Here is a 26,181-nt window from a genome sequence, read left to right as displayed (position 1 = left end):
GTTGCCGGGATTCCGAGGAAAACTTTAGGGCTGCTGCAGCCCAAGCCTGTAAACGAACAGCTTTATGTCGGTCCCCGGAACGAACCAGTCCCGCTCGGGGGCGCGGTCGAAGCCGGTCCGTTGGTAGAGCGCGTTGGCGCTTTCCCACGTGGCACCGGTGGTCAGGCACACGGCGTCGATGCCTTCGGTCGCCTGCGCCTGCTCGACGACGGCCTGCACCAAGGCGCGCCCGGCACCTGAACGCTGGACCGCCGGGTCCACCACGAGGGTCCGCAGTTCCAGTTCGCCTTCCAGGCCGATGTCCGAGAAACCGCCCCCGGCCGGGGCGGCCGTGACCGAGCCAATGATCCGGCCATCGCGCTCAGCCACAAGGATGTCGGCGTGTTTCGCCCGGCCCGCTACGTTCTGCAGTTCCAGCAGGTAGGGATGGTCGGCGCTGCCGTAGTAGCCCGCAGTGACGTAGGAGTCCAGCGTGATGCGGGCAACGGCGTCGTAGTCTTCGGGCAGGGCGGGGCGGACGGTAATCGGCGAAAGCACCTGTCAATGATAGTAGTAACCAGGAGTTGCACTGCGCGAAACGGCGGTTTCCGTGACCGAACTATCAGTCTTATCCGCCGATTTGTGTTGCTCCACGTGGCCCAGCATTGAGTTGCGTTTCCTGGCGTGAAGCCGGATTTCCTGCCATTGCGGGCTGTTTCACCAAGCTGGCGCGGGGCATTCAGCGCGTGTTTGAGTTGCCACACGGATCAACCGCACCACCCCCGGAACACGAACAGGAGGAACCATGCTCCAGGCCAACGCAGCCACCCTTGCCGTGCCGGTGCATTCCTGCTGTCCCCCTTGCCTTCAGCACTAAGCGACCAGCACCGCCCCCGGCCTTCCGACGGCCGGTTCCGGCAGATCCCGCACTGAAAGGCCCTCTATGTTTTCCGTGTTCCTCCGCGCCCAAAAACCGTTCCCCACGCCACCCAAAAGCACCCCCAACCGACGCCAGGTCCTCGGTGGCTTCCTTGCCCTCCCGGCCATCGCCTTCGTCACGGCCTGCAATGCCACGGCTACCGCAGGCACCCAAGCCACGCAGGCAGCCCAGGTCACGACGCCGCTGGCCACCACCGTTCCGGCAGGGACAACCTTGGTGGTTGGCGATCCCACGGTCCAGGTGGCCCTGGAATTGTCCGGCCTGGACAAGAAGCTCAGCTTTCCCGTGAAGTTTGCCAACATCTCCGGCGGACCCGCCACCACCGAAGCCTTCCGCGCCAACGCGCTGGACGTCGGCTCGGTAGCGGACATCCCGCCCATCCATGCCACATGGACCGGCCTGGACGTCCGCATCATCGCCAGCGTATTCCGCGAGGACGCCGTCAACCATCCGCTCTACGAACTGGGCATCGCCCCCGGAGCCGGAATCACGGACCTGCAAGGGCTCCGCGGAAAGAAGATCGCCTACAGCCCGGGGCAGGCCCAAGGCGCGTTGGTGCTCCGGGTGCTGGAAAAGGCCGGACTGCAGCAAAGCGACGTGAAGTTGGTGGAACTGCCGAGCACTGGTGACGCCTACTCCACAGCCCTCTCCAGCAAGCAGGTGGACGCCGCACCGCTGGGTGGCGTGCAGATCAAGCGCTACCTGGCCAAGTACGGCGCCGACGGCGGGACTACCCTCCGGCACGGACTCCGCGATGATCCAGGCCATCTCTACTCCCCCGCCAAGGTCCTCGACGACCCCGCAAAAGCCGCTGCCCTCGCCGAATACGTCGACCTCTGGGGCCAGGCCCAGCGCTGGATCCAGGACCACCCCAAGGAATGGCTGGAGGGGTACTACGTGAAGAACCAGGGCCTCTCCCCCGAAGACGGCCAGTACCTGATCGACTCCGCCGGAGTGCGCGAGCTCCCCACGTCCTGGTCCGAGGCCATCGCCCGCCACCAGCAGACCATCGACTTGCTGGCCCGCGAACAGAAGAAGCCCAAGCTGGACGCCGCCAAACTCTACGACCTTCGTTTCGAGGCCATCGGCGGGAACGCGTACGCAGCCAAGGGAGGAACAGCATGACCACCACGGCTGCTGCCCGCCGTTCTTCCGTCCGCACCACCGCAACGCCCGACGGCGGCACCCGGCCAGGCTCCGCCGTCGCGCCTCATCTGGACCCGGCGCTGGCTGGCCGGCCTGATATCAGGCCAGGCACCCGGCGGCTTGGCCCCGGCCCGCGACGCCGCTTCGCCGGACTCGTGGGACCGGCAGCGTTGGTCCTGCTCTGGGTGGTCGCCTCGGCCACGGGCCTGTTGGATCCGCGAATCCTCTCCGAACCGTGGACCGTCGTCAGCACCGCAGGCGAACTCATCGCCGAGGGCCGCCTTCAGGAACACCTCGCCATCTCCGCACAGCGGGCCGGGCTCGGCTTGTTCTTCGGAATCGTCGTGGGCGCAGTGCTGGCGTTGATGGCCGGACTCAGCCGGGTAGGTGAATCACTGATCGACGGTCCCGTGCAGATCAAGCGCGCCATTCCCGGCCTGGCGCTCATTCCGCTGCTGATCCTCTGGTTCGGCATCGACGAGACCATGAAGGTCCTCACCATCACCTTGGGCGTGTTCGTCCCGATCTACCTGCAAACCCATGCCGGGCTGCGGGGCATCGACCTGCGGTACGTCGAACTGGCCCAAACAGTCGGACTCAGCCGGGCAGGGTTCCTGCGCAAAGTGGTCCTGCCTGGGGCGCTTCCCGGGTTCTTCCTGGGCCTGCGCTTCGCCGTGACGGGCGCCTGGGTATCCCTGGTGGTGGTGGAACAGATCAATTCCACCAGCGGTATCGGCTACATGATGGAGCTCGCCCGCACGTACGGCCAAACAAACATCATCGTCCTGGGACTGGCCGTCTATGGCATCCTCGGACTCCTCTCAGATGCAGCCGTCCGGCTCCTGGAACGAAAGGCCCTGTCATGGCAGCGAACACTGGCGGGCTAAGCCTCGCCGCTCTTCCCACCCGGGAGGTTTCCGTCCGCAACCTCATCCGCAGCTTCGGACCGAAGGGCGTCCTCAACGGCGTAGACCTGGACATTGCTCCCGGTGAATTCGTGGCCCTCCTGGGACCCAGCGGCTGCGGCAAGAGCACCCTCTTGCGTGCCCTCGCCGGGCTGGACCGGGACGTCCGCGGAAGCGGCGTGGTCCAGGTTCCCGAACAGGTGTCCGTGGTGTTCCAGGATTCCCGCCTGCTGCCGTGGGACACCGTCCTTGGCAACGTCTCCTTGGGCCTGAAGGAGCACGACGCCGATGCCCGCGGCCGCAGGGCGCTCGCCGAAGTGGGGCTTGCCGGACGCGAAAAGGCATGGCCGCACCAGCTCTCCGGGGGCGAGCAGCAACGCGTCGCCTTGGCACGCTCCTTGGTCCGGGAACCTCGGCTGCTGTTGGCCGATGAACCCTTCGGAGCCTTGGACGCACTCACCCGATTGAAGATGCATGCCTTACTCAAAGAGCTCGTAGCCGCCCACCGGCCGGCCGTGCTGCTGGTAACCCATGACGTGGACGAAGCCATCGCTTTGGCTGACCGGGTCATCGTGCTCCAGGACGGCCGGGTGGCCCTTGAACGAGTCACCGACCGCGCCGGAAAGTCCGGTCCCGCCGTCGAACCTTCCACCCTTCGAACCGAACTGCTGGGCGCCCTGGGCGTCACAGCCGCTGCCTGAATCCCAACCCGCAAAGGAATCAACCATGACTACCCCGCCACGGCACCTCCACCTCAACGCCTTCCTCATGAGCACCGGCCACCACGAAGCATCCTGGCGGCTCCCCGAAAGCGATCCCCTCTCCTCCACCAGGATCGAGCACTACCAGCACCTGGCCCGGACCGCCGAACGGGGCAAGCTGGACTCCATCTTCTTCGCCGATTCACCCGTGCTGTTCGGCGAAGTGGGCAGGCGTCCCGTCGGCAAGCTGGAACCCACTGTCCTGCTCACGGCCATCGCAGCAGCAACGCAGAAGATCGGCCTGATCGCCACCGCTTCCACCACGTACAACGAGCCCTTCAACCTCGCCCGCCGTTTCGCTTCGGTGGACTGGGTCAGCGGCGGCCGCGCCGGGTGGAACGTCGTGACGACTGCTGGTCCGGATGCCGCCCGGAACTTCGGCGTGGACGACCAACCCGCGCACGCTGTCCGCTACGAGCGGGCCGCGGAATTCCTTGAGGTCGCGCAGAAGCTCTGGGACAGCTGGGAGGACGACGCCGTGCTCGCGGATAAGGCCGAGGGTGTCTGGGGCGATTCCACCAAGATCCGTGCCATTGAGCACGTGGGAAAGCACTTCCGGGTCCGCGGTCCGTTGAACGTTCCGCGGTCCCCGCAGGGCCACCCGCTGATTGTCCAGGCCGGGTCCTCCAACGATGGCAAGAAGCTCGCCGCACAGTACGCCGAAGCCGTGTTCACCGCGCACCAGACCCTGGCCGACGCGCAAGCTTTCTATGCCGACCTCAAGGCACGTACCGCGGCCGTGGGAAGGGATCCCGAAGGCATCAAGATCCTTCCGGGCATCGTTCCCGTGATCGGATCCACCGAAGCCGAAGCACTCAAGCTGGAGCGCGAACTGGATGAACTGATCAAGCCCGAGTACGCCCGGGAACAACTCGCAAAGACCCTGCGCCTCTCACCCGAGGACCTCCCGCTGGACCGCCAGCTTCCAGCCGATCTCCCCTCCGAGGATGAGATCGAAGGCGCCAAGAGCCGCTACACGCTGATCGTGGAGCTCGCACGACGCGAGCAACTGACCGTCCGCCAGCTCATCGGGCGCCTGGGCGGAGGCCGTGGCCACCGTACCTTCTCCGGCACGCCCGAACAGGTTGCGGACGCCATCCAGGACTGGTTCGACGCCGGTGCCGCCGACGGCTTCAACATCATGCCGCCGGTGCTTCCCTCCGGGCTGGAAGTCTTCGTGGACCAGGTGGTTCCCATCCTCCAGCAGCGAGGATTGTTCCGGACCGAGTACACGGCGTCCACGCTGCGCGGGCACTACGGTCTGGCCCGGCCGGAGAACCGGTTCGCAGATGCCGAGGCACGCGAACTGACCTCCATCGGGTCTGCTTTCTAACGTTTGGGCCAACTCCACAGCGGACCCTCAAGCGACCCCAGTCCCTTGATCCGGGTCTCGCCAAGATCCTTGTAGAGTTCGTGCTCGTGCGCCGCGCCGCTCTCCCGCAGGGCGTCAAGCAAGGGTTGCGAGTGGGTCACCACGATCACCTGGCTGTTGGCACTGGCCTGGACGATGAGTCCTGCCAGTGCCGGCATCAGGTCCACGTGGAGGCTGGTTTCGGGCTCATTGAGGACCATGAGCTCCGGCGGCCGGGGTGTCAGGAGGGCCGCGGTCAGCAGCAGGAAGCGGAGGGTGCCATCCGAGAGTTCCGCCGCCTTCATGGGTCTGAGCATCCCGGGCTGTTTCAGCTCAACACTGAACCGGCCTTCCTCAGCATGCTCTGGAACGTATCCAGTCGACGGGAAAGCTCCGTCCATTCGCCGTCCGGTCCCCGGAGCCTGGCCAGGCCTCCCTTGCGGTCCACCAGCAACGAGCCGGGCCGCGCCACCGGCCCCGAGAAGATCTGCTCCCGCTTGATTTCAGGATCGCGGCTGAAGGCCGTGGGACGTGGCCTGCCGGTTTCCAACAGGCGCAGCGCCCGGTACAGGGACGACTTTCCGCTGCCGTTGGCCCCGGTCACCACATCCAGCCCATGGAGCTCCATGGTCAGGTCACGGATGGAACGGTAGTTGGCGATGGCCAGGGTGCGGATCATGGGTACGTCACAGCGGGAACGTCCCGGACAACTCCAACGTCCCGGCACACATCCACGCCGCCAACCGATCCTCGGTGCTTGGGCCGCCGTCGAGCGGGCTGGCCAGCTTCGGCCTGCGAACCCAGCAGCCCGCTTCCTCCGCAATCAAAGCGCCGGCGGCGAAGTCGTGCTCGTTCAAGCCACGCTCGCCGAACGCGTCAACGGTGCCGTCCGCCACGAAGCAGAGGTCAAGCGCTGCGGAGCCGAGTCGTCGAATGTCCGCGAAACTGTCCATGAGCCCCACAAGCCCTTCGGCCTGGCTGGCGCGCGTGGCGGGATCGTAGCTGAATCCCGTGGCCAGGATCAGTCCCTTCCGGCCCGGGACCGGACCGGCCAGCCGCGTGGACTCGCCCGCGACTTCCAACCAGGCACCGTGGCCCCTGGCCGCCGAATAGACGCGTCCCAGGGCAGGTGCGTGCACGACGCCGGCCAGCCACACGCCGTCGGCATCCGCGACGGCCACAGAGGTGGCGTAGTAGGCGATGTTGCGGATGAAGTTGGTGGTGCCGTCCAGCGGGTCGATGGACCATCTGAAGCCCGAAGCATCCTCGGGCCGGGTCGTGCCGTGTTCCTCGCCCGTCACGGTGTCGTGCGGGCGGGCCTCATTGATGGCCTTGCGAACTGCGTTCTCCGCCGCGACGTCGAACTCGGTGACCCAGTCTCCGGCCTCGCCCTTGTTGGACATGCCAAGGCCATCACCGCCGCTGCCCGTGACGGAGCGCCCGGCCAGCACGGCCGCGCCGGCGGCGGCAGCCTGCTTGGCCGCTTCCAACAGGTCCAACACATCGGCGGATTGCGGCGTCATTCGGCCTCCTCCTCGGTCTGCGCGGAAGCTTCTTCTTCGCCTTCCTGGGTGTCTGGAACGGCGGGCCCGTTGGCCAGCAACTCACGGAACCCGTCCTCGTCCAGCACCGGGATGCCCAGTTGTTCGGCCTTGTCCAGCTTGGTGCCGGCGCTCTCGCCTGCCACCAGGTAACTGGTGTTCTTGGACACCGATCCAGCAGCCTTGCCACCCCGGATGATGATCGCTTCCTTGGCCTCGTCGCGGCTGAAGTTGGGCAGGGATCCCGTGACCACAATGGTGAGGCCTTCCAGGGTGCGCGGGGTTGCGGTGTCCCGCTCGTCCTCCATGCGGACCCCGGCGGCGGCCCAGCTCTCCACGATCTCGTTGTGCCAATCCACGGCGAACCACTCCGTGAGGGCGGCAGCGATGGTGGGCCCTACGCCGTCAACGTGGGCGAGCTGTTCTTCGGTGGCATTCCTGATGGCGTCCATGCTGCCGAAGTTCGTTGCCAGGGCGCGCGACGCCGTGGGGCCAACGTGCCGGATGGACAGTGCCACCAGCACGCGCCACAGCGGCTGCTTCTTCGCCTTTTCCAGTTCCGCGAAGAGCTTCTCCGTGGTGGCCGTCGGTTTGGAAGGAGTCTTGGCCGTTGCCTTGGTGTAGAAGTACGGCACCAACTCATACTGGCCGGTGGCCACGCCCTTGGACTTCTTTTCGCGCCGGATCAGTACGTTGGCCAGGTCTTCCCGGGTCAGGCTGAACAGCGCGGCCTCGCTGGTGAGCGGAGGGATCTCCGGCTCGGCGGGCTGGGTCAGGGCGATCGCGGCTTCCCAACCCAGGGCCTCGATATCGAAGGCTCCGCGGCTGGCTACGTGGAACACGCGCTCACGCAGCTGGGACGGGCAGGACTTTCCGTTGGGGCACCGGATGTCCACGTCGCCTTCCTTGGACGGCGCCAGGGGCGTGCCGCAGGACGGGCACTCCGTGGGCATGACGAATTCGCGGACGGGAGGGTCCTGCTTGTCGCGCAAGGCAAGAACGGGACCGACGATTTCCGGGATCACGTCTCCTGCCTTGCGGAGGATCACGATGTCCCCGATCATGACGCCCTTGGCCTTCACCACGTCCTGGTTGTGCAACGTGGCCATGCCAACGGTGGAGCCTGCAACCTTGACCGGCTCCATGAGACCGAACGGCGTCACACGGCCCGTCCGGCCAACGTTCACCATGATGTCCAGGAGCTTGGTGTGGACTTCTTCCGGCGGGTACTTGTAGGCCGCTGCCCAACGGGGCACGCGGGACGTGTAACCGAGGGCGCGCTGCGTGGCGAAGTCGTCGATCTTGACCACGATGCCGTCGATCTCGTGAAGAAGGCTATGGCGCTTCTCGCCGTAACCCGCGATGAACTCCAGCACGCCTTCATAGGTGTCCAGGACCTTTGAGTAGGGGCTCACCGGCAGTCCCCATTCGCCGAGCAGCCTGTACGTCTCCGACTGGCTGGTGGCTTCCAGCCCTTCCCGGGCACCGATGCCGTGGACGAACATGCTCAGTGGGCGCTTGGCCGTTTCAGCCGGATCCTTTTGCCGGAGCGAACCGGCGGCGGCGTTGCGGGGGTTGGCCAAAGGGGCCTTGCCGGCTGCGACCAAGGCCTCGTTGAACTCGACGAAGGCCTTGGAGGGAATGAACACCTCACCGCGGATCTCCACCTCGGACGGATAGCCCGAACCGCTCAGCTGCCGCGGGATCTCCTTGATGGTAAGCACGTTGTGGGTGATGTCCTCACCCGTGGTTCCGTCGCCGCGCGTGGCAGCACGGACCAGCTTGCCGTCGCGGTAGAGGAGATTGACGGCGAGACCGTCGATCTTCAGCTCGGTCAGCCACGCAATGGGCGGAACCCGGTCGCCCAACTTGGCCACCGACGCTTCGGCCTTGCGGACCCAGGCCTCCAACTCGTCGAGGGAGAACACATCGTCAAGGCTGTACATGCGCTGCAAGTGCTCAACCGCGGCGAAGGCGGCGGATACTTCGCCGCCGACTTCCTGGGTGGGTGAATCGTTGGAAACCAACTCCGGGTGGAGCGCTTCCATTTCCTCCAGGCGCCGGTACAGGACGTCGTACTCGGCGTCCGAAACCGTCGGCGCGTCCTCCTGGTAATAGGCGTACCGATACTTCCGGACCAGGTCCGCCAATTCCTGGTATTCGTCCCGGAGATTCTCCGACGGCGGCGCCACCTCCTCAGCGACGATGGCCGCGGCGGCCCTGGAGGTGGTTTCGACCCGATCTGGATTCTCTGGAGTGCTCACAGGCTCTATCTTGCCAAAAGGCAGTGACAATATGTGCTCGCTGTCAGTGCGAGGACAGGCGGTTCTTGCTCCACAGGGCGAAGGCCAGGCCGCCCAGGCCAACCAGCAGCACACCGCCGAGGATTCCGAACAGGCCCATCAGGTTCGGTCCGTTGTAGCTCGCGTTGGCCAGCACGGCAGCCTGCGTTTCCTTGCCCTTGTCGATGGGCGTGTCCCAGTTGGAGGACTTCGACGGGCTGGGGCTCGCGGAAGGGGTTGCCGAAGCGGTAGCCGGGGCTGCCGCCGTCGTGCTCGGTTCAGGGGCGGCCGACGGCGCTGAGGTTACCTCGGGTGCAACGGTCACCGGGGCGACAACCGCGGGTTGAGGTGCCTGCACCGCAGGTGCCGGCGCCGCAGGGGCAGGAGCAGGCGGCGGCGTGTCACGGACGCGCGTCGGCTCAGGCCGAGGCGTGGGCTTCGTCTTGCCGGTCTCGGGCGCGAGCCCGGGCTGGGTCGGCGTCGGTTCCGTTGGCGCAGCCAAAGACGGGCACGATCCGGCAGTCTCCGGAACACACGGCGCCGCGTAGGCGGCCGATTGCGGCAGCACCCACGCACCTGCGGCCAGCAGGATACCCGCCAGGACGGCAGGCACCCGGCGTCGCAGGCCAGAGGGCATCACAGTATGGAGAACGGTGCGTTGCATGGAGCATGACCTCGCTTGGGCGTTGGGGCGCTTAAGGCGATCCGGAAAGGCGAATGTTTTCGGCATCCTCCTACACGAGGCCATGCAGATGCAAATCCTAGCCGCGGTTCTCCGGGGGCATGGCCACTTGCAGCTTCCGGACCTTGCCTCGCCCAACGATGTAGCCGCGGCCCGGAATGAAGTCCTTGCCGAGGCGCCCAAGGGAGGTGTTGAGGAGGCTGTCGCCTTCCACGTCGCCCGGGTTGAGCAGCAGTCCGCGCCGACCCGACTTGAAGGGCTGGGCCAGCGACCATGCCTGCGACCACGTGGAGGTTTCGGACTCGCCCACAACCCACTGGTCGGCCTTGATGGCAGCGGTGACAAGCCGTCCCACCCCGGACTCGGCCAGCGTGTCCGTGAACTCGGTCAGGCCTTCGATGAAGATCGCCATGGTGCCGGGGTTGTCCGCGGCCTTGTCCACAAGGTCGTCCACCACGTCCGAGACTTCGTCGGGGCCCACCAGGGACCGGCTCCAGATGTTCAGGGACGCCACGGCCGAACGGCGCGAACCGATGTAGATCAGGTCCGTGCGCGGGTTGGACCGGCGCAAGGCATACGCCAGCGTGACCAGGGCGACCGTGCGTCCGGAGCCCGGAGGACCGGCCAGCAACAACGGGCCCTTGGCGGCGATGGCAGCAGAGCCGAGGGTCTCGTCGTCGACGCCGATCACCGGGTTGTCGACAGAGCCCACCGGGAGGATGTCCAGGTCCACGAGTTCGGGCAGGCGCTGGATCTGCGGCGCGTGGTCCAGGCCCTGGCGGACCATGGCCTGGCTGAGCTTGGATACCTCACGGGCTTGGAGGGCCAGGTTGGAGTTTCCGCCCAGCACGGCGAGCTGTACTTCCAGTCCGTCGAGCAGTCCGCGCCCTGGAGGCGAGGCCGCGTTGAGGACGTCCTTGGGAACATCAAGGGTCATGTAGTCGTCTTCAGAGCTGAGCCGCAGCACCAGCCGCTTCTGGATGGAAGCAAGGAGCGACGCCGGAACGGAGTTGGGGCGGTCACCGGCAACAACCAGGTGGATGCCAAGGGGACGGCCGTCGGTGGCCAGTTGGAGGAAAATGTCCCACAGCGCGGACAGGTTGCTGTACTCGTAGCCCTCGCGGAAGGTGGACATGCCGTCCACGAGGATGAAGAGCCGCTTCTCGTCGGGTCGGTTGGCCAGCTCCCGGTACTCCACGATGGTGGAGGCCCGGACCTCGGCAAAGCGGGTGGCCCGGTCATCGGCGATGTCCTTGAGCCAGCGCAGGAGCCGGCCCACCCTTTCCACGTCGTCGCCGTTGATGATCTCGCCAACATGCGGCAGTCCGTCCAGCATCTTCAGGCCGGAGGAGCCGCAGTCGATCCCGTACACATGGACGGGACCGCCGCGGGGAGTCACGGCAGCGGCGATCGCGATGCCCCGCAGCGCGGCCGATTTACCGGCGCCACCGGTTCCGTAGACAGCCATGTTGCCATCGCGGTCAGGTTCGTAGAACACCGTGGGCTGGTCCTGGTGGGCAGGATCGTCGGCAACACCGAGCAACAACCGCTCGTCCGTGCGGGGATTGGGCAGCTTGGAGAAGTCGTAGGTGGTGGCGAGTTCGTTGAGCCACGGCTTGCGGGGCGGCTCGATCTCCAGCACGCCCGCGGCCCTGATGATGTTGGCCGTCATCCGGGCAATGTCGTTGGGACCGGCCGGATCTTCCACGATATCCGTGACTGGCGGCGGCTCCCACGACGGTCCTGAGCCAAAGGCCATTTCCACGATGTCGATGCGGGGCCGCTGCGGTTTGTCCGTGGTCCAGCCGCCGGCGTAGCCGGTCTGGAAACCCTGGATCCGTCCTGGACCGGTCTTGGCAGCACCTCTGCCGGGAATGGAGGGATCGAAGTAGGCGGCTGTGGGAACACCCAGGATGTCCACGGCATCCACTTCATCGGCCATGCGGAGGGCCACACGGAGGTTGGTGTTGGCCCGGAGGTTGTCCTTGATGACGCCGGCAGGACGCTGCGTGGCCAGGATCAGGTGCAGGCCGAGGGAACGGCCACGGGCGGCGACGTCCACCACGCCGTCCACGAACTCCGGGACCTCGGTGGCCAGGGCCGCGAATTCGTCCACGATGATGATCAGGTACGGCGGTGCCTCGGGGTCGGCTTCGCGCTGCAGGGCAAGGAGGTCCTTGGCCTTCTTCCGGTTCAGCAGGCGTTCGCGGTAGTGCAGTTCGGCGCGAAGCGAGGTCAACGCCCGGCGTACAAGGTGGGGCGAAAGGTCGGTCACCAGGCCAACCGTGTGGGGCAGGTGCAGGCAGTCCGCGAAGGCAGCACCACCCTTGTAGTCCACGAACAGGAAACTGACCCTGTCCGGGCTGTAAGCGGCGGCCATGCCCATCACCCACGACTGCAGGAACTCGGACTTGCCGGCGCCCGTGGTTCCACCCACCAGCGCGTGGGGCCCCTCGTTCTTGAGGTCGAGGTAGAACGGCTCCACGCCCTTCGATCCCACCAGGGCACGCAGGCTGCCGTTGTCCTTGCGGTTGGGTACGGCGCTGGCGTGGACAGAGTTGTTCTCCCGCCACCGCTCAGCCACCGACTGCGGGTTGTCCATGAATTCCTTGCCGATCAGCGCAGCATAGGACACCGCGCGGGGCAGGTCGGAATCGTCCTCGAGCGGATTGCCGACGTCCACCAGGGGCGACATCATCCGGGCGAGCTGAGTGGCCAGTCCGGCGTCGAGGCTTTCACAGCTCACCGGGTAGGTGTGCCGGCCCAGCCGGACCTGTCCCGTGGTGGTGCCGTGGTCGCCGTCAACGGAGAGGAAATCCCGGCAAGCGGCCGGCAGTGACTGCACGTTCGCGGCCACCCACATGACGTGGACCCCATAATCCGGGCCGCGTTCCACGAGACGGGTGAGGCGTCCGCGATCCACGGGGGCGTCGTCTTCCACCACCACCAGCACTGCGGGGACTACGGGCCCCGGAGTGTCCTCGTGCTCGTCCTTGAGCCCGGGCCTGGGTTGCTGCCCGGGCTCTTTGGCCTGCGCTTCGCGCTGCTCCAAGAGGTCCTCCAGGCGGGACAGCAGCGTGGACCCGGCGGCCGGGCCGGCGGCAAGGTGGTCGCCGGAAAGCGGGCTGTGGCCGGAACCGACGTGCGGCAGCCACTGCAGCCAGTCCCAGCGCTCACGGGAGCGCGGGGACGTCAACGCCGTGACTACCAGTTCCGCCGGCGAATGGAGGCCCACCAATTGGAGCACCATGCCCCGGGCTACGTCGTCTACCACACTGCGGTCGCCCGCAACACCAAAGGATCCCGAGGTCCGCAGTTGGGACACGATGGGTACGCCTTCGATAATGCGGACTTGCTGCAGGCACTCCTGGATTTCCCGCATGTACTTGGGCTCGGTCTCGTTGGCACCGGGCTCGTCGAACTGGATGCGGGACGGCGCGGACCCAAGGCCGAACCGCACGCCCAGGAAGTGCTGGTGCTCAGGCCGGTTGGTCCACAAAAGCGGTCCCAGCTTGTAGATCGCATCCACGGTGTCGCTGACCGAAGGCGCCTCCTGCAGCCGGACGGCACGCTCGATGTTCTGCTGCCGGTCGATGTCCTCGCGGAAGGCCAGCATGGCTGCCCTGAAGTGCTTATGGCCTTCCTTGGCCTGCTTCTTGCCCTGCATCTTGTGGTCCACGTAATGGCCCACCACGAACAGCGGCATCATGGCCATGAAGATCACCGAGAGCAGGTTCTGCGTCAGGGCGAACAGGACACCGCCCATCAGGAGCGGCGTGATGAGCATGATGTAAGGGAACGGCTGGTGTTCAGGTCGCTTGGGGCCCGCCGGCGGAACGCGTTTGGGCGATTCGAACCTCGGCACCACACGCGGCGAGCGGTTGAAATCCACCAGCGGCGACGTCGGTCCGCCCGAGTGGTTGCGGGAGAGCGAAACCACACCCACCGTGGTATCGCCCAGGGTGACAGTATCCGAGGACTCCAGCGTGGCCCGGGTGACGGGCAGGCCATCCATCAGGAGGCCGTTGGCCGAGTTGGTGTCAACGATTTCCACCGTTTCGCCCACGGTAATCCGCGCGTGGCGCTTGGACGTCAAAGGGTCGCTCAGCCGGATGTCGGCGTCCCGGTCCCGGCCGATGTAGCTGGTGCCGAAGGGCAGCGAAAACTCGCGTCCGACGTCGGGCCCTGCCATGACGCGCAACGTAGCCGCAGCGGGTCCTCGGTCCGGGCCGTGCCCGGTCGAGGCGAACTGTTCGCTCACTTGGGCAAGCGACACACGCGAGCCGGGCCGCAGTCCGGACTCCAGCAGGTTGTCGGCAGGCTTGAGGACCTGGCCGGAGAGCCCGCCGCCCACGAACGCTTCGTCCACGCTGATGGACAGGTTCGACGGCGGTTCGGTCCCCTTCCGTGCGGGGTCGGCTGCCCAGAGTTCTGTGGCGATATCGGCCACCGTGGCGCGGCCGTCCACGGTGACGGCGAGGTCCTTTGCTTCCGCGGGGTCTCGCCGCAAGGTCAGGCGGAACTTCATCCTTCGTCGACTCCAGTCTCGGTTTCCAGGAGGTACAGGTCTGCGGCGGTCACCAGGTGGGAGGTCACAGCGTGCTCCACCAGGCGGGCTCGGCGGTTGGTGGCGAGTTTCCCCGCTCCCCCACGCAGGCCTACTACGCCCACGCGGTCCAGCTTGTCGCACACGTTGTCCAGCTTCCGGTTGAACCGGGTCAGGGCCCAGCCCAGCCGCTTGGCAGCCTCGGCCGAGGACGGGATGGCGCTGAACCCGGTTCCTTCACGGCGGAGCATGGGCTCGGCCAGGGCAACAATCAGGGCCTTCTGCGAGTCGGTGAACACCACGGGACCAATGGTGGTGTCGCCGGCCTGGTCCTCGTCCCGGGCTTCGTGCCGGAACGAGGGAGTCTTCAAATGCACGGCGAATTCGTACGTGGTGGGTCCGGCCGTGAAAATGACGTTGGTGTGGCTGAAAACCAGCGGTATGCGGGCACCGGGTGCAAGCCAGGCCTGCATGCCGCCGGAACCATCGGCGATGGTGGCGGACAGCATACTGCCCACGTTGCTGAGCCACCAGATGCCGTCATACCGGGCGATCTGCAGGAAACGCCGGTGCAGGTAAGGGTTGTCGTCGACTTCGAGGTCGCCTTCGCGGCCAATGTCAAAGACGTCCTCGTCGGACGGTTCGTACCATTCGCCACAGAAATCTATTGCTAGATCCCCCATGATCTGTGCCTCCTCGCTGGGCAGTGTGTGTCTTTCATGGCCTGCTATTTCTCCAGGCACGCAATGGAGTCAGGACCACCGGGCGAAGCGGAACCGTCGGAGCGGACAATGATGACCTGGACACAGATGGGCAACTCACTGAATCCCGAGACAAATGCCTTCTCGGTACCAGTGGTTTGGTAGGCCCCGTCTGCCTTGGCCGATTTGGTCCGCCATTTGTAGGAGTCGTCCTTCCCTGGCTGGGGGTTTTTCCAGGAGAAGACCACAATGTTCGGATCCTTGGTGTCCCGGGCCGCGCTGAGTCCCGCGACGTCCGGAACGTTGCCGTCCCCGATCGGATCTGCCGGCGGCTTGCTCGCCGATTCCGTCGGTGCCACCTTGGGCTGGGCCGAACCGCCCAGCACCACGCCAACCACGACGGCGACAACCAGGACCGCGCCACCGGTGACGGCAAGCCACAGATTACGTTTCCCGTGGTCGGCTTGCGGGACCTCTTCCGCCTCGGACGCGGTGCCGGGAGCGGAACGGTTGACGGTTGCATCGAGGTTGTCCGACGCCGGTTGCCAGCCCCGAAGGACAGTGGATTCCGCAGTCTCCGGTTCCGCCTCGGCCGGCTGCATGGACCTGGCATCCGGCATCTGGAACTGCGGCGGGTACGTCTGGGCCGGCGGCAGCTGCGGAGCCTGGGTGGGCTGGGGCTGGGTGGGCTGCGGCTGGGCCGTTCCGGGACGCGTGGTCTGCGGACTGGTTCCGGGCACCGTGGAAGGGAACGTCCGGGCCGGGAACGTGGGAGCCGAGCCGGTAGTTGCGGTTCCCGAGGCATCGGGATCGATCGAAGCGATGCTCCGGACGCGGGTCTCCTCCACATTGTCGTCCGGATGCTGCTCATCCCCGTGCCCGGGTTCGGCAAGGACCTCGAACGGCGTGACCGAGAGGTTCAGCTCAGCCTGGATGCGTTGCAGGGCCAGCGCGAAGGCATGGGCCGAGGAATACCGGGAGTCCGGAGACTTGGCCATGGCCGTGGCAAGGACCAGCTCCAGCGATTCGGGCACGTCGGCCCGTCCCAGCCGGGGCACGGGAGAGTTGGTGATCCGCGAAATCAGTTCGCGTTGTGAGTTGTCCTGGCCCGGAAGGACGAACGGGGAACGGCCCGCCAAGAGAGTGTAGAGTGTGGCACCCAGTGCCCAGATGTCCACGGGAACACCATCAACGGCACCGCCGCGGAACTGCTCCGGGGGCGACCACGGGATGGACATGCCGGCGTCGTCATCGCTGTCCGTGCCGATGGTTCCGGAAATGCCGAAGTCCGTCAGGGCGGGTCGGTTGTAGTCCGTGACCAGGATGTTGGCTGGCTTGATGTCGCGGTGCACGATGCCGGCCCGGTGGGCGGTTTCGACGGCGGACGCCACCTGGATACCGACGGCCAGGACCTCGTCCACGCTGAACCGCTGGCGACGGTACCGGACATCCAGGCTCGGCCGGGAGCAGTACTCCATGGCCAGGTAGGAATGGCCGTTTTCGGTGATCTCCGCTTCGAAGATGGTCACGATGTACGGGTGGGAGGACAGTTGCGCCATCAGGTTCGCCTCGGACTCGAAGCGGCGGCGCGCGCCCTCGGTCTTCAGGTCGGAAAGCAGCACTTTCACGGCCACTTTGCGGCGCGGCCTGTCCTGCTCGTACAGGAAGACGTCGGAGAAACCGCCGGAGCCGAGCAGGCTGATGTACTTGAACCCCGGGATGGGTGGAGGCGGCGCGGGGGGCCTCTTGGAACTCAAAGAATCTCCTCGAAACGCAATGAAATGTTGTCACCCAGTTCGGCGATGTCGCCGTCAAGCAGGATGGCCATCTCGTTTTGGGCAAGGCGGCGCGGGGCCTGGCCTTCCCTGATCAGGACAGTGCCGTTGGTGGCCTTAAGGTCGCAGAGCATGACGTGCCAGCCTTCCAGCCGCACCTCGACGTGGGAGCGCGAAATGTCCCCGCCAGGGCTCTCAACTTGAACGAGCCGCGGCATGGTGCCGCCCTGCACCCGGGAGACCGAGGGCTGGCGGCCGATGATGAGCGACTGGTCAAGGTCAATCAGCTCGCCGGTGGACAACCGCATCCTGCCCAGCCGCGGCCGGGGAACCTGCAACGCGTCGCCGGACAAGGCCACTCCACACGCCGCACACTGCGGGTAGGTAGGTGGATTGGCATGGCCCTGGGAGCACACGCGTGCCAAAACGCTCGGACCATTGCCCGCGGGCGCGCTGGCTTGGTCCGGAGCAGACGCCGCTGTGGGAAGGTCGTCTGCCACGCTGCTCTTCATGATCGTCTGGCCGTCATGGTCAGGATCGTGCTCCGGCATGGACTGGGCCGGCGGCGCTGGCGAAGCGGGGACAGCCGCCGGCGGACCCGCAAGGCCGGGCGCTTCCGGCCCACCCTGCGGCGCTGCTGTTCCGGCGCTGCTGCGCAGCCACGGAACGGAGTCGATCAAAGCGGGCACGCCGAGGGGGGCAGCCGTCGGTTCCGCAGGCGCGGCGGCAGGCCCAGCTGGAGCGGCAGGCGAAGGCACGACGCCGGAGCCCCCGTTCGCTGCCAGCTCCCCCGCTGCCTGCTCACCGACTGTCGGGGCCGACCTGGGCGACTCCGTGGTCTTGGGTGCCGGGGGCGCGGGGACATCGTGCTCGTCGGAATCGTCCGCGATCCGTACGGCAGCGTCCTCAATGTTCCGCATCACCGTCTTGTCCCACAAATGGTCATAGTTGGTGGTGGTTTCCAGCGTCGGAAGCAGTGGGTCCGTGGTGCTGGTGTGCACGGAAACCCCGGTTGAATCCTCAGAGACGTCCGGCTCGGGGCCGGAATCAGCAGGCTTGTCTGGTCCGGACTGATCGGAGTCATCCGAAAGCTCGGGGCCACCGGGCTGATCAGAGCCGCCCGCCTGATCCGAGCCTGCCACCTCACCCGGGCCACTTCCCTGTTCCAGCCCTTCAACCGCTGCCGAGGGCGTATCCCCCGCGCCACCAGAGGCTACTTCCGGTTCGAGTGTGGGCTCGCCCGATCCGTCTTCTGCCGAAGTCTCACTGTCAGGCCCGTCGTGAGCGGGTCCTTCACTGCGGGCAGCGCTGTCGCCAGGCGCCGCCGAGCTCTCCTCGTCCACCGCGTCTTCTTCACCATGCCCAAAGGCCAGCGCGTGCGGCGCGATGGTCAAGCCGAGATCGGCATCGGGGTAGCCGAGAACCGTTTCATCGGACACTGGGGCCGGAGATACCGGTGCCTCGGAGTCAGGCTGATTCGGAATTTCGGCCGCCGTTTCCACCGCGTTGGCCTGGCCCGGGACCCCAACCGCTGTAGCCGCGACTCCCGCGGCCGGCTGTACCGGCTCTTCAAGGGCCGCCCCGTCCGTGAGCTCAACATCCACGCCGGACAAGCGCACCACGCCCTCAACCAAAGGCAGGGGTGGGCCGTCCGGCAGCGGCAGGCTGCCACCCGCCGTCGTGCTTGAAGCGATCCGCAGGCTGTACGCGTCAGCCGAGCTGAACCGCCGCTCTGTCCAAGTTGTAACGTCCCGGCCGCTGACCTGCTCGCCGCCGGAGCCGGACCGTGCCCCGGTGGACTGGACCGTGAGCTCGAGGTCGCCGCGGAGGAACACCCGCAAGCCGTCCTTGGCGTCGATGATTCCGAAGGGCGGAATCCGGCTCAGGGAGACACCGAAGGCATCCGTGACTTCGTGGAGGACTTCGTGGGCTTCCGGCGCGGACGCCAGGCCGTTCCACACCGTATCGATCAGTGATGCGGGGGTGTCCGGTCCCAGCAGGACCACGGTCCCTTGGCGCACGATGCCAAACCAATCACCCTGGCCGTAGCGGGCAACCATCGGACTGTTAGTGCTTGGCATCTGCACCGGCCTCGGTCTCCGGGCCGGCGTCATCGTCATCGGCGCCGTGGTCTTCCGTTCCGTCGTCTTCTGCGCCGTTCACCCAGGCGCGCGGGAGGGTGTCTTCTTCCACCTCGGATTCCACTTCCGGGCGCGGAGCGGTGGTGGCGATGCCGGCGTCGTTCAGGACGTTCTTGGCGTCAACCACGATCACCGTGACGTTGTCCCGGCCGCCGCTTCGGAGCGCTGCCTGGATCAAGGCATCCACGGCGTCCTGGGGGTGCGCTACGGTGCTGAGGACACGGAACATGTGGTCGTCGCCGAGCTCTCCGTTGAGCCCGTCGGAGCAGACCATCACGCGGTCGCCCTCCTGGATGGGCAGCAGCCAGAAGTCCGCCTCGGTTTCGTCACCGGTACCCAGGGCGCGGGTGACGACGTGGCGACGCGGGTGGATCGAGGCCTGTTCCGGGGTGATGTCTCCGGAATCCACCAGTTCCTGGACCTCCGAGTGGTCAACGCTCACCTGCGAGAAGCCGCCTTGGCTGAGGAGGTAGGTCCTGGAGTCGCCGATGTTCATGACCAGCCAGTAGGGCACGCCCATCTGCTCCACCACCACCACGCCGGACAATGTGGTCCCGGCGCGGCCACCGGTCGCGTTGCGGATGGCCGCATCTGCCTTGAGCAGGCACGCCTGGAGTTCCCCGGCCGTCGCCGAACGGGTGCCGGTGGCCAGTTCCGGAGCGCTGCCCAGGGTGCGGACGCACATGCCGCTGGCGATCTCCCCGGCCTCGTGGCCGCCCATGCCGTCAGCCACTGCGAAGACGGGATCGGAGGCGATGAACGAATCCTCGTTGAGCTCCCGCCGCAGGCCGCGGTCCGTCCCGTAGCCGTAACTCAGCTGGAAACTGGGGCCACTGGGGGCGGCAGGGGCGTCGGCATCCGGGCTTGCCGGCTGTGAGTTCATGCTTGTCCTAGGTGGAAGGAACGGTCCCCGAAGTGAACGGTGGAACCGGGTCGAACAAAGACGGCCTCGCCCGGATGCAGCCGGGTCTGGATGCCGTCAGGCGTGGTGACGGCGCTGCCGTTGGTGGAGTTGCGGTCAGTCACCCAGACGCCGTCGCCATCCACCCGCAAATGCAGGTGGGTCTTGGAGATCGACCTGCCGGGATCGGAAACCGGGAGGAGCTGTTGGGTGGCTTCTCCTGGTTGGGGTGCGGGGTTGCGGCCAAGGAGCACGGTGCCCCCGAGCTGGATATCCTGCCCGTCGTCCACGCGGATCCGCAGAACTGCCTGCGCACGCGCGGCACCCGGCCGCATTTGGGTCCGGTCCAGGTCATCGTCCGGGTGGACAGCCGCGGGACTTGCGGCATGTGGAGGAACGACGGCGGGGCTTGCGTTCCCGGGCCGCGGAGCCACCGGGGGCCGCCACTGGTTGGGGTCGTGGGAAGGCTCGACGGCGGGAGCGTGCGGCGCCGGGGCGGGCACGACGGGAGCCACCGCGGCCGCCTGCGCCGCCGGTTTCCGGGGCGCGACTGCTGGCGAGCCGGGCACCGGGGAAGCGACGGGTTGTACAGGAGGCAGGTCAACGGGGGCGAAGCTGTAGGGTCCCTGGATCCCACCCGTCAGCACGGGGTTGCGGCCGGCATGGACATCGAACACCAGCGATTTGGCTGCCTTGTCATGCCAGCCCCGGAGCTTTCCGTTGCTGTCCCAGGCATTGGAGAGCACCACCAGGATGGCCCACACCACGCCAAGGCCCATCAACGGGAGGCCAATGAACAACATCAGCCCAATAAGTCCCAGACCTGAGAACACGCCGGCCGCGATGCTGCCGAGCAGCAGCACTCCCCCGGTGATGATGCCACGGACAAAGACGGCACCCGCGCCGGGTGCATAGCCGTCAGCATCCGAACTGCGGATGCCCATCACCTGGTTGCCAATGGTGTTGCCGGACTTGGCTTCCAACGCCAGCAGCACAATCATGTAGACCACGGTGAATGCGAGGCCGATGCTGCCCAACAGGACCAGCAACCCGGTGTCGTAGACAATGAAGCCGTTCCGGCGGGTCTGGGTGATGCCGGCGATGCCGATGGCGAAGGTGGTGGCAAGCACAGCGACAGGAGCCAGCCAGTCCAAAACGGCCGCACCCAAGCGTTTACCGGCAGACGCCGGCGCGAGTTCAAGCTTCGTCGTCAAAGTGGTCCCTCCCCCTGGATTCGACGCTGCGCCGGCACCGGCTCCGGACTGTACCGGGAACGGCTGAACGGATCCGGCTGGCGCGGACACTACCGAGATACTACCGGCACCCGGCGCGACCTGCCGGGTCAAGGGATCCTGCGCAGCCGCCTGCGCGTGGTTGACGTTCCTGTCCCGGCGGGCTTCACGGTTGTTCAGCGGGGAGCCGCAGAAGGTACAGAACGTTGCCCCGGGACGCACCGTATGGCGGCAGGCGGGGCATGCTTCGGCCTCATTGCCCACCCTTGCCGCCCTTCGTGAACAAGGACGCGATCCTGCCGCGGAGGCCGTTTGTCGCACGGTCCTTCGGGGACCGCCCCTCCAGTTCCCTGCGCCTGCTGAGGGCAGCCCGGCCGTCCGAAAGGAGGGAGCGGGGCGAGAAGCGGGCTTGCTGCCTCTTCCAGAAACCCACGCTTCCCGTGATGCCGTCCAGCGACGAGTCCACGATCTCCCAGTACTCCTTGACCTCGGCTTCGCTGGGCTGGCCGGCACCGAAGACGGCCGCATCGGCCCGGTGCGCCAACAATGTGGTGGTGGTTCCAGTGACCGGGAAGGCCTCCGCGATCACCGAAGCCGATTCGCGCCGGGTGGACTTGCCGTCGATCGAGGCGCCCATGTCCGTAGCCAGGCTCAATACTTCGTTCCATCCTCCGCCCACCCGCTGGGCGGCGTGGCCGTCCCGGAACCGGGCCTTCCGGCGTCGTGCCTTCAACAGGAGAATCAGCAACAGAGGCAAGGCGAGGATGCCGATCGGAATCAGCGCAACACCGATCGCAGCCAACAGCGGGCCCCAGAAAAGCCAGGGGTTGTTCTTCTTCTCGTCAGCATCAAGCGCGTCCGGTGTGGAGTCAGGCGGCAGGTCCGCGGGCTCCTGCGGCGGGGGCGGCGGCTGGAGTACCTGCGGCTTGGGCTTGGACTTGGTATCCGGGTCCGGCGGGATGGGCACGTTGTCCTTGGGCGGGGTGGGATCGAAGGCCACCCAACCAACACGGTCGAAGGCGACTTCCACCCAGGCATGCACGTCCTTGCCGGTGATGTTGATATTGCCGGCGCCGTTTTCCGGGCTCTTGGGATCGGGATAGAAACCCATCACCACGCGCGAAGGGATACCCAAGTGGCGCAGCATCAAGGACATGGCCACCGAGTACTGCTCGTCGTCACCAAGCATCTGCTTGGCGGACAGCAGGTTGCGTACGCGCGCAGAACTGTGCCCGGGCAGGCTGGGCAACTGCCCGTCGGCGACGAGTCCGTTGCTGAAGGCACCGCTCTTCTGGAAGTGCGCTTCGATCTGCCGGACACGGTCGATCGCCGTGGGCGCGTCCGCGGAGAGTTCGTTGGCTTGCGAGGCCACGATCGGCGGAACTTCCTGCGCGTCAGGCAGCGTGATCTTGGCAAAGTCGTACTGGGTGAGCTGCCCGTGCTCCAGCGTTCCAGGATCGGAAACCTGGACGGTGTACGCATCACCCTTGGCCAGGCCCTTGGTGGTCACCGCGGTGTCCGTTCCGGCGTTGAAGTACAGTCCCGAAGCTGCCTCCGGGCTCTGCAGGAAGCTCAGGCCCGTGGTGTGCCGTCCGCCAGGGACAAAGTAGCCCTGGTAATCCTCGATGGTGATGTCCAGCGTGTAGTTGGTGCTGGCCACCGGGCTGCCTGTGTCGGCGAGGGTGTTCAGTGAACGGGCATCGCCCACCTTGCTGAAGTTGCCCGAACTGTTGGGGTCCATGGTGTAGTTCAAGCCGTTGAAGGAGTCCAGCGCGGCCAGGCGGACGCGGCCATCCTTGGGCAGGCCCTTGACGGAGAAGAGTGTCTCGTCCTTCTGGTCCTTCACGAAGTTGCGGAAGCTTGCCAGCGGAGTGATGTAGTCGCGGGGATCGAACGGCGGGACGATCGTGTTGCGCAGCACCTTCCGGTCATCGCTCGCGGTGACCAACGGCGAGGCCACCGCGGTGATGCCGACGGCGGCAGCGATCACGGCTGCAGCAGTCCCCAGGCGGCGGAGCTTGCCACGGCGGGCCGTACCGGCGTCGTGGTCCGGACGGTTGGCCGAAACCATCCTGGTGCTGCTTTGGCGCAACACGTCCCGACGGAAGGTGGCCCACACGATCGAAATGATGGTCAGGGAAACACCGCGCTCCACGTTGAGGAAGCTTGCACTGGTGCTGAAGGCTATGCCCGTCACAAACAGTGCCAGCACGGGCAGGAGCGGCCAGTACGGGCTCTTAAGGCGCCAGGCCAACAGGCCCGCTGCCAGGGCCATCAGCAACGAGCTCAGGAACGGAACAATGAGCATGCCGTTCGCGGTACCCACAGGCACGCCAACAGTCAGCATGTCCTTCCACGAGAACACGATGCCCAGCAACAGCGTGCGCAGCGAATCCAGGCTCGGCAGGAACCCCAGCACGGCGGTGTCCGGCACTGCCAGGGCCGAGCCGAACAGCATGTAGGAGCCGAAGGCCGCGGCCGTGGTGATGAGCAGGCCCAGCCTGAGGTGCGCGTTCAGCACCGCGATGCCCAGGCCCAGCAGGATGCCGCCCAGTCCGGCCACAAGGTAGCGTGCGTCCCCGCCGAAGCTCAGGCTGAAGCCAAGCACGCCAAGGAACAACAATGCCGCGAGGGCAACGCAGTCGACGGCAAAATGCCACAAAGGCCGTCCATCGGCGAAGATCGAGTCGTTGCTGTTGACCGCCCGCCTCCGCGTCCGGGCATCCGGCCTGCCGTCCCGCCGCTGGCGGTTGCGGGTGTTCGGCGCGGTGCTCATGCTGCCGCCTTTCGAAGGACAATGGCGAGATCGTCGAGGTCTCCCACGGTGAGGACTGTCAGGTCCGCGATGTTGGCCCGCGACGGCGCGGCGCCGGGCTGGACGCGAACGGCGAGGCTGCGGACTCCGGGCGGAACAGAGGCGGCCGCCGAACGTAGTTGCGTAGCCGTCACCTGGCTGCCCACCACGAAGAACACCACGGAGGCGTTCGGAACCGTATCGGCCAGGGTCCGGGCGAGGTCGACGGCGGTCTTCCGCATCGGTGCTCCGACAATCCTGGTCATGTCATCCAGCAGGTTGCGGCCGGTTTCGCAGCGCAAGGGGCCTTTTTGCGTCATGACGTCCAGCTCGCGCTGTTCGCGGATGGCCTGGCGCCCAATGGAGCCAGCCACGGAAATGGCCATCTCGAACTCTGCCTCGGAGTCATATTCGTCCAGGTTGATCGAGAGTGAAATGGCCAGGTGCGCCCGGCGGGTCTCCTCGAACTGCCGGACCATGAGCTTGTTGGTGCGGGCCGTCGTCTTCCAGTGGATGTGCCGGCGGTCGTCACCGGGAACGTAGTCGCGCAGGGCGTGGAAGGAAACGTCGGCGCTGGACAGCTCGGTGGTGGGCATGCCTTCAAGGTCGCGGATAAAGCCCGCTGCCGATCCGCCGAGGGGAACGGTGCGAGGGTGGACGAACAAGTCCACCGGTTCCGTCCACATCACGCGGCGGCGGAGCAGGTGCAGCGGATCCGCCCGCACCGAACGGACCGGGCCAACAACGATCACGGCGCGGCGGGCGGTGGGAATAGTGAACAGGTCCTCATGGACCTGTGCAGGCTTCATGCGCGGCAAGTGGAAGATGGCCGTGTTGGAACCCACGGGAAGTTCCAGCGTGGCCGGCAGCAGCGGGCGGGCTGACACATTGGACACGGCAATACTGCCCACCGCATCATCGCCCACGGCCACGCGGGTGCGTGCCAGGTCCAGCACCACGCCGTAGGCCGAGCGGCCAACAATGAACGCAATGGCGAACACGAACAACAGGAACGCCACCATGGCGGCGGACTTGGCTTCCTGCCAGCCCCAGGACTGCCCTGCGATCCACAAGCCGATGGCGGTGGCCAGCACCACCCAACCGAGCACGCTCACCACGGAAAGGACGGGCCACACGAAGCGCAGCCAGAGTCCGCGCACGCTGGACCACGTGGGGGCCAGGACCTCCCCCAGCGTCCCTGCGGCTTCGGCCCACACGGCTGCGGGGTGGAGCTTGCCGGGCTTGCCTGGCCGTGAGCCCCCGGGCCGGGTTGCACCTTGCCGGGTGCCGTTGCCGGAGCTTGAGCCGGAGCCGGTACCGTTGCCGGAGCCGCCCAAGGAGCGGATCTTGCTGCCCAGCGCCGATGTTGCGCGCTTGAGCGAATCAGCAGCCCTGTTCAGGGGTGTGCTGGAGGACATGTGGGGACCTTTGTTCGTGCCGGGGTGCGGGTGGTTCGTGCAGGAGCCGTACTAGGCGCAGGCTTAGGCGCTGGCGCGTTGCTGCGGGGCTGCGACGTCCGCAAGGACGCGGGTCAGGACAACTTCCGGAGTGGCGCCGGAGAACTCCGCCTCCGGGTCCATCACCAGTCGGTGGGTCCAGACCACGGGAGCCAGTTCCTTGACGTCGTCCGGCAGAACGAAGTTCCGTCCCTGGCCGGCAGCCCATACCTTTGCCGCGCGGACCATGGCCAAGGCGCCACGGACAGAAACACCCAGGCGGGTCTCCGAAGCGTTGCGGGTTTCCTCGCAGAGCCGGGAAATGTACTCCAGCACCGCGGTGTCCACGTGGGTGGTGGCCGCGAGGTCGGCCATGTCCGCAACAGCCTGCGTGGTGATGATGGCCGAGAGGTCCCGCGAACGGTCCTTGAGGTTGGAGCCGCCCAGCAACCTCACGGTGGAGGCGTGATCCGGGTAGCCAATGGAGGTCTTGATCAGGAAGCGGTCCAGCTGTGCTTCAGGCAGTCGGTAGGTACCAGCCTGCTCGATCGGGTTCTGCGTCGCCAGGACCATGAACGGCCGCCCGGCGTCGTAGGTTGTACCGTCCACGGTGACACGGGATTCTTCCATGACCTCGAGCAGCGCGGACTGGGTCTTCGGCGAAGCACGGTTGATTTCATCGGCCAGGACGATGTTGCTGAAGACCGGGCCCTTGTGGAACTCGAACTTCTGCGTCTTCTGGTCGTAGATGGTCACACCCGTGACGTCCGAGGGCAGGAGGTCGGGGGTGAACTGGATGCGGTTGTGCGAACCCTGGACAGTGGCCGCGAGGGCACGCGCCAGCGACGTCTTACCCGTACCCGGAGCATCCTCGAAGAGCACATGGCCCTCAGCCAGCATCGCCGTAAAGGTCAGCCGGATGACGTGCTCCTTGCCAAGCACGGCCTGGCCCACGTTGGCAACGAGCTTCTCGAACGTTTCTGCAAACCACGCGGCCTGCTCGTTTGTCATGGTCATCGGTTGATCCTGTTCATTGTGTGGGTGTTCGGATGAAGTTGTGCGTTTGCT

The 26,181-nt window shown here is 66.4% G+C and carries 17 protein-coding genes and 1 pseudogene; 4 read left to right on the top strand and 14 right to left on the bottom strand.

Annotated elements, in window-relative coordinates; genetic code table 11:
* Positions 1 to 24 precede the first annotated feature (24 nt).
* Positions 25 to 537, bottom strand: coding sequence for a GNAT family N-acetyltransferase (locus ACIPV6_RS17905; RefSeq protein ID WP_400272170.1), 513 nt, complete (start codon positions 535 to 537; stop codon positions 25 to 27).
* Positions 538 to 922: 385 nt separating this feature from the next.
* On the opposite strand from ACIPV6_RS17905, the gene ACIPV6_RS17900 reads away from it, so the two are divergent.
* The 4 genes from ACIPV6_RS17900 to ACIPV6_RS17885 are packed head-to-tail and all read left to right on the top strand — an operon-like array spanning position 923 to position 5,064.
* Complete coding sequence (locus ACIPV6_RS17900) at positions 923 to 2,044, top strand: ABC transporter substrate-binding protein (RefSeq protein WP_400272169.1); 1,122 nt, start codon at positions 923 to 925, stop codon at positions 2,042 to 2,044.
* Positions 2,041 to 2,952, top strand: coding sequence for an ABC transporter permease (locus tag ACIPV6_RS17895; protein ID WP_400272168.1), 912 nt, complete (start codon positions 2,041 to 2,043; stop codon positions 2,950 to 2,952). Before ACIPV6_RS17900 ends, ACIPV6_RS17895 begins: the two co-directional genes overlap by 4 nt.
* Positions 2,928 to 3,671 carry an ABC transporter ATP-binding protein gene (locus tag ACIPV6_RS17890; RefSeq protein WP_400272167.1) on the top strand — a complete coding sequence of 248 codons (744 nt, stop codon included), beginning with the start codon at positions 2,928 to 2,930 and terminating at the stop codon, positions 3,669 to 3,671. The genes ACIPV6_RS17895 and ACIPV6_RS17890 overlap by 25 nt, the downstream gene beginning before the upstream one ends.
* Positions 3,672 to 3,696: 25 nt before the next feature.
* The gene (locus ACIPV6_RS17885; protein ID WP_400272166.1) at positions 3,697 to 5,064 is read left to right on the top strand and encodes an LLM class flavin-dependent oxidoreductase; all 1,368 of its coding nucleotides are present in this window, start codon (positions 3,697 to 3,699) and stop codon (positions 5,062 to 5,064) included.
* Here ACIPV6_RS17885 and ACIPV6_RS17880 read toward each other — a convergent pair.
* The 13 genes and pseudogenes from ACIPV6_RS17880 to ACIPV6_RS17820 all read right to left on the bottom strand — a co-directional run bounded on the left by ACIPV6_RS17880 (position 5,061) and on the right by ACIPV6_RS17820 (position 26,130).
* Positions 5,061 to 5,761 (bottom strand): annotated as a pseudogene (locus ACIPV6_RS17880) (AAA family ATPase). The gene ACIPV6_RS17885 and the pseudogene ACIPV6_RS17880 sit on opposite strands and share 4 nt — an antisense overlap.
* A gap of 7 nt (positions 5,762 to 5,768) precedes the next feature.
* Entirely contained in the window at positions 5,769 to 6,605 is an 837-nt protein-coding gene (locus ACIPV6_RS17875; RefSeq protein WP_400272165.1) for an inositol monophosphatase family protein, read from the bottom strand.
* Positions 6,602 to 8,887, bottom strand: a complete 2,286-nt coding sequence (gene ligA / locus ACIPV6_RS17870; protein WP_400272164.1) for an NAD-dependent DNA ligase LigA — start codon at positions 8,885 to 8,887, stop codon at positions 6,602 to 6,604. The genes ACIPV6_RS17875 and ligA overlap by 4 nt, the downstream gene beginning before the upstream one ends.
* Positions 8,888 to 8,930: 43 nt before the next feature.
* Positions 8,931 to 9,569, bottom strand: a complete 639-nt coding sequence (locus ACIPV6_RS17865) for a hypothetical protein (protein ID WP_400272163.1) — start codon at positions 9,567 to 9,569, stop codon at positions 8,931 to 8,933.
* 97 nt (positions 9,570 to 9,666) lie between these two features.
* Positions 9,667 to 14,115 (bottom strand): FtsK/SpoIIIE domain-containing protein, encoded by a 4,449-nt coding sequence (locus tag ACIPV6_RS17860; RefSeq protein WP_400272162.1) that lies wholly within the window; start codon positions 14,113 to 14,115, stop codon positions 9,667 to 9,669.
* Complete coding sequence (locus tag ACIPV6_RS17855) at positions 14,112 to 14,816, bottom strand: hypothetical protein (protein ID WP_397325788.1); 705 nt, start codon at positions 14,814 to 14,816, stop codon at positions 14,112 to 14,114. Before ACIPV6_RS17855 ends, ACIPV6_RS17860 begins: the two co-directional genes overlap by 4 nt.
* A 44-nt stretch (positions 14,817 to 14,860) precedes the next feature.
* Positions 14,861 to 16,591: a serine/threonine-protein kinase gene (locus ACIPV6_RS17850; protein ID WP_400272161.1), complete on the bottom strand. Its 1,731-nt coding sequence runs from the start codon at positions 16,589 to 16,591 to the stop codon at positions 14,861 to 14,863.
* The gene (locus ACIPV6_RS17845; protein WP_400272160.1) at positions 16,588 to 18,690 is read right to left on the bottom strand and encodes a hypothetical protein; all 2,103 of its coding nucleotides are present in this window, start codon (positions 18,688 to 18,690) and stop codon (positions 16,588 to 16,590) included. Before ACIPV6_RS17845 ends, ACIPV6_RS17850 begins: the two co-directional genes overlap by 4 nt.
* Complete coding sequence (locus ACIPV6_RS17840) at positions 18,677 to 19,633, bottom strand: PP2C family protein-serine/threonine phosphatase (RefSeq protein WP_400272159.1); 957 nt, start codon at positions 19,631 to 19,633, stop codon at positions 18,677 to 18,679. Before ACIPV6_RS17840 ends, ACIPV6_RS17845 begins: the two co-directional genes overlap by 14 nt.
* Entirely contained in the window at positions 19,630 to 21,147 is a 1,518-nt protein-coding gene (locus ACIPV6_RS17835) for an RDD family protein (protein WP_400272158.1), read from the bottom strand. The genes ACIPV6_RS17840 and ACIPV6_RS17835 overlap by 4 nt, the downstream gene beginning before the upstream one ends.
* On the bottom strand, positions 21,137 to 23,659 hold the full coding sequence (locus tag ACIPV6_RS17830; RefSeq protein WP_400272157.1) for a transglutaminase family protein: 2,523 nt from the start codon (positions 23,657 to 23,659) through the stop codon (positions 21,137 to 21,139). The genes ACIPV6_RS17835 and ACIPV6_RS17830 overlap by 11 nt, the downstream gene beginning before the upstream one ends.
* Complete coding sequence (locus ACIPV6_RS17825) at positions 23,656 to 25,095, bottom strand: DUF58 domain-containing protein (protein ID WP_400272156.1); 1,440 nt, start codon at positions 25,093 to 25,095, stop codon at positions 23,656 to 23,658. The genes ACIPV6_RS17830 and ACIPV6_RS17825 overlap by 4 nt, the downstream gene beginning before the upstream one ends.
* A gap of 63 nt (positions 25,096 to 25,158) precedes the next feature.
* Positions 25,159 to 26,130: an AAA family ATPase gene (locus tag ACIPV6_RS17820; protein WP_397325795.1), complete on the bottom strand. Its 972-nt coding sequence runs from the start codon at positions 26,128 to 26,130 to the stop codon at positions 25,159 to 25,161.
* Positions 26,131 to 26,181 lie beyond the last annotated feature (51 nt).

The sequence above is a fragment of the Paenarthrobacter sp. NPDC089988 genome (genome assembly GCF_044748465.1).
Taxonomy (GTDB): Bacteria; Actinomycetota; Actinomycetes; order Actinomycetales; family Micrococcaceae; genus Arthrobacter.
The sequence above is the reverse complement of the archived record's forward strand: the minus strand, read 5'-3'. Positions and strand labels throughout refer to the sequence as shown.

Bases quoted from the DNA above. Each gene is read 5' to 3' on its own strand.
- ACIPV6_RS17825 (WP_400272156.1), bottom strand. From the start codon at position 25,095: ATGTCCTCCAGCACACCCCTGAACAGGGCTGCTGATTCGCTCAAGCGC.
- ACIPV6_RS17885 (WP_400272166.1), top strand. From the start codon at position 3,697: ATGACTACCCCGCCACGGCACCTCCACCTCAACGCCTTCCTCATGAGC.
- ACIPV6_RS17895 (WP_400272168.1), top strand. From the start codon at position 2,041: ATGACCACCACGGCTGCTGCCCGCCGTTCTTCCGTCCGCACCACCGCA.
- ACIPV6_RS17865 (WP_400272163.1), bottom strand. From the start codon at position 9,569: ATGCAACGCACCGTTCTCCATACTGTGATGCCCTCTGGCCTGCGACGC.
- ACIPV6_RS17840 (WP_400272159.1), bottom strand. From the start codon at position 19,633: ATGAACTCACAGCCGGCAAGCCCGGATGCCGACGCCCCTGCCGCCCCC.
- ACIPV6_RS17820 (WP_397325795.1), bottom strand. From the start codon at position 26,130: ATGACCATGACAAACGAGCAGGCCGCGTGGTTTGCAGAAACGTTCGAG.
- ACIPV6_RS17860 (WP_400272162.1), bottom strand. From the start codon at position 14,115: ATGAAGTTCCGCCTGACCTTGCGGCGAGACCCCGCGGAAGCAAAGGAC.
- ACIPV6_RS17845 (WP_400272160.1), bottom strand. From the start codon at position 18,690: ATGCCAAGCACTAACAGTCCGATGGTTGCCCGCTACGGCCAGGGTGAT.
- ACIPV6_RS17890 (WP_400272167.1), top strand. From the start codon at position 2,928: ATGGCAGCGAACACTGGCGGGCTAAGCCTCGCCGCTCTTCCCACCCGG.
- ACIPV6_RS17875 (WP_400272165.1), bottom strand. From the start codon at position 6,605: ATGACGCCGCAATCCGCCGATGTGTTGGACCTGTTGGAAGCGGCCAAG.
- ACIPV6_RS17900 (WP_400272169.1), top strand. From the start codon at position 923: ATGTTTTCCGTGTTCCTCCGCGCCCAAAAACCGTTCCCCACGCCACCC.
- ACIPV6_RS17855 (WP_397325788.1), bottom strand. From the start codon at position 14,816: ATGGGGGATCTAGCAATAGATTTCTGTGGCGAATGGTACGAACCGTCC.
- ACIPV6_RS17830 (WP_400272157.1), bottom strand. From the start codon at position 23,659: ATGAGCACCGCGCCGAACACCCGCAACCGCCAGCGGCGGGACGGCAGG.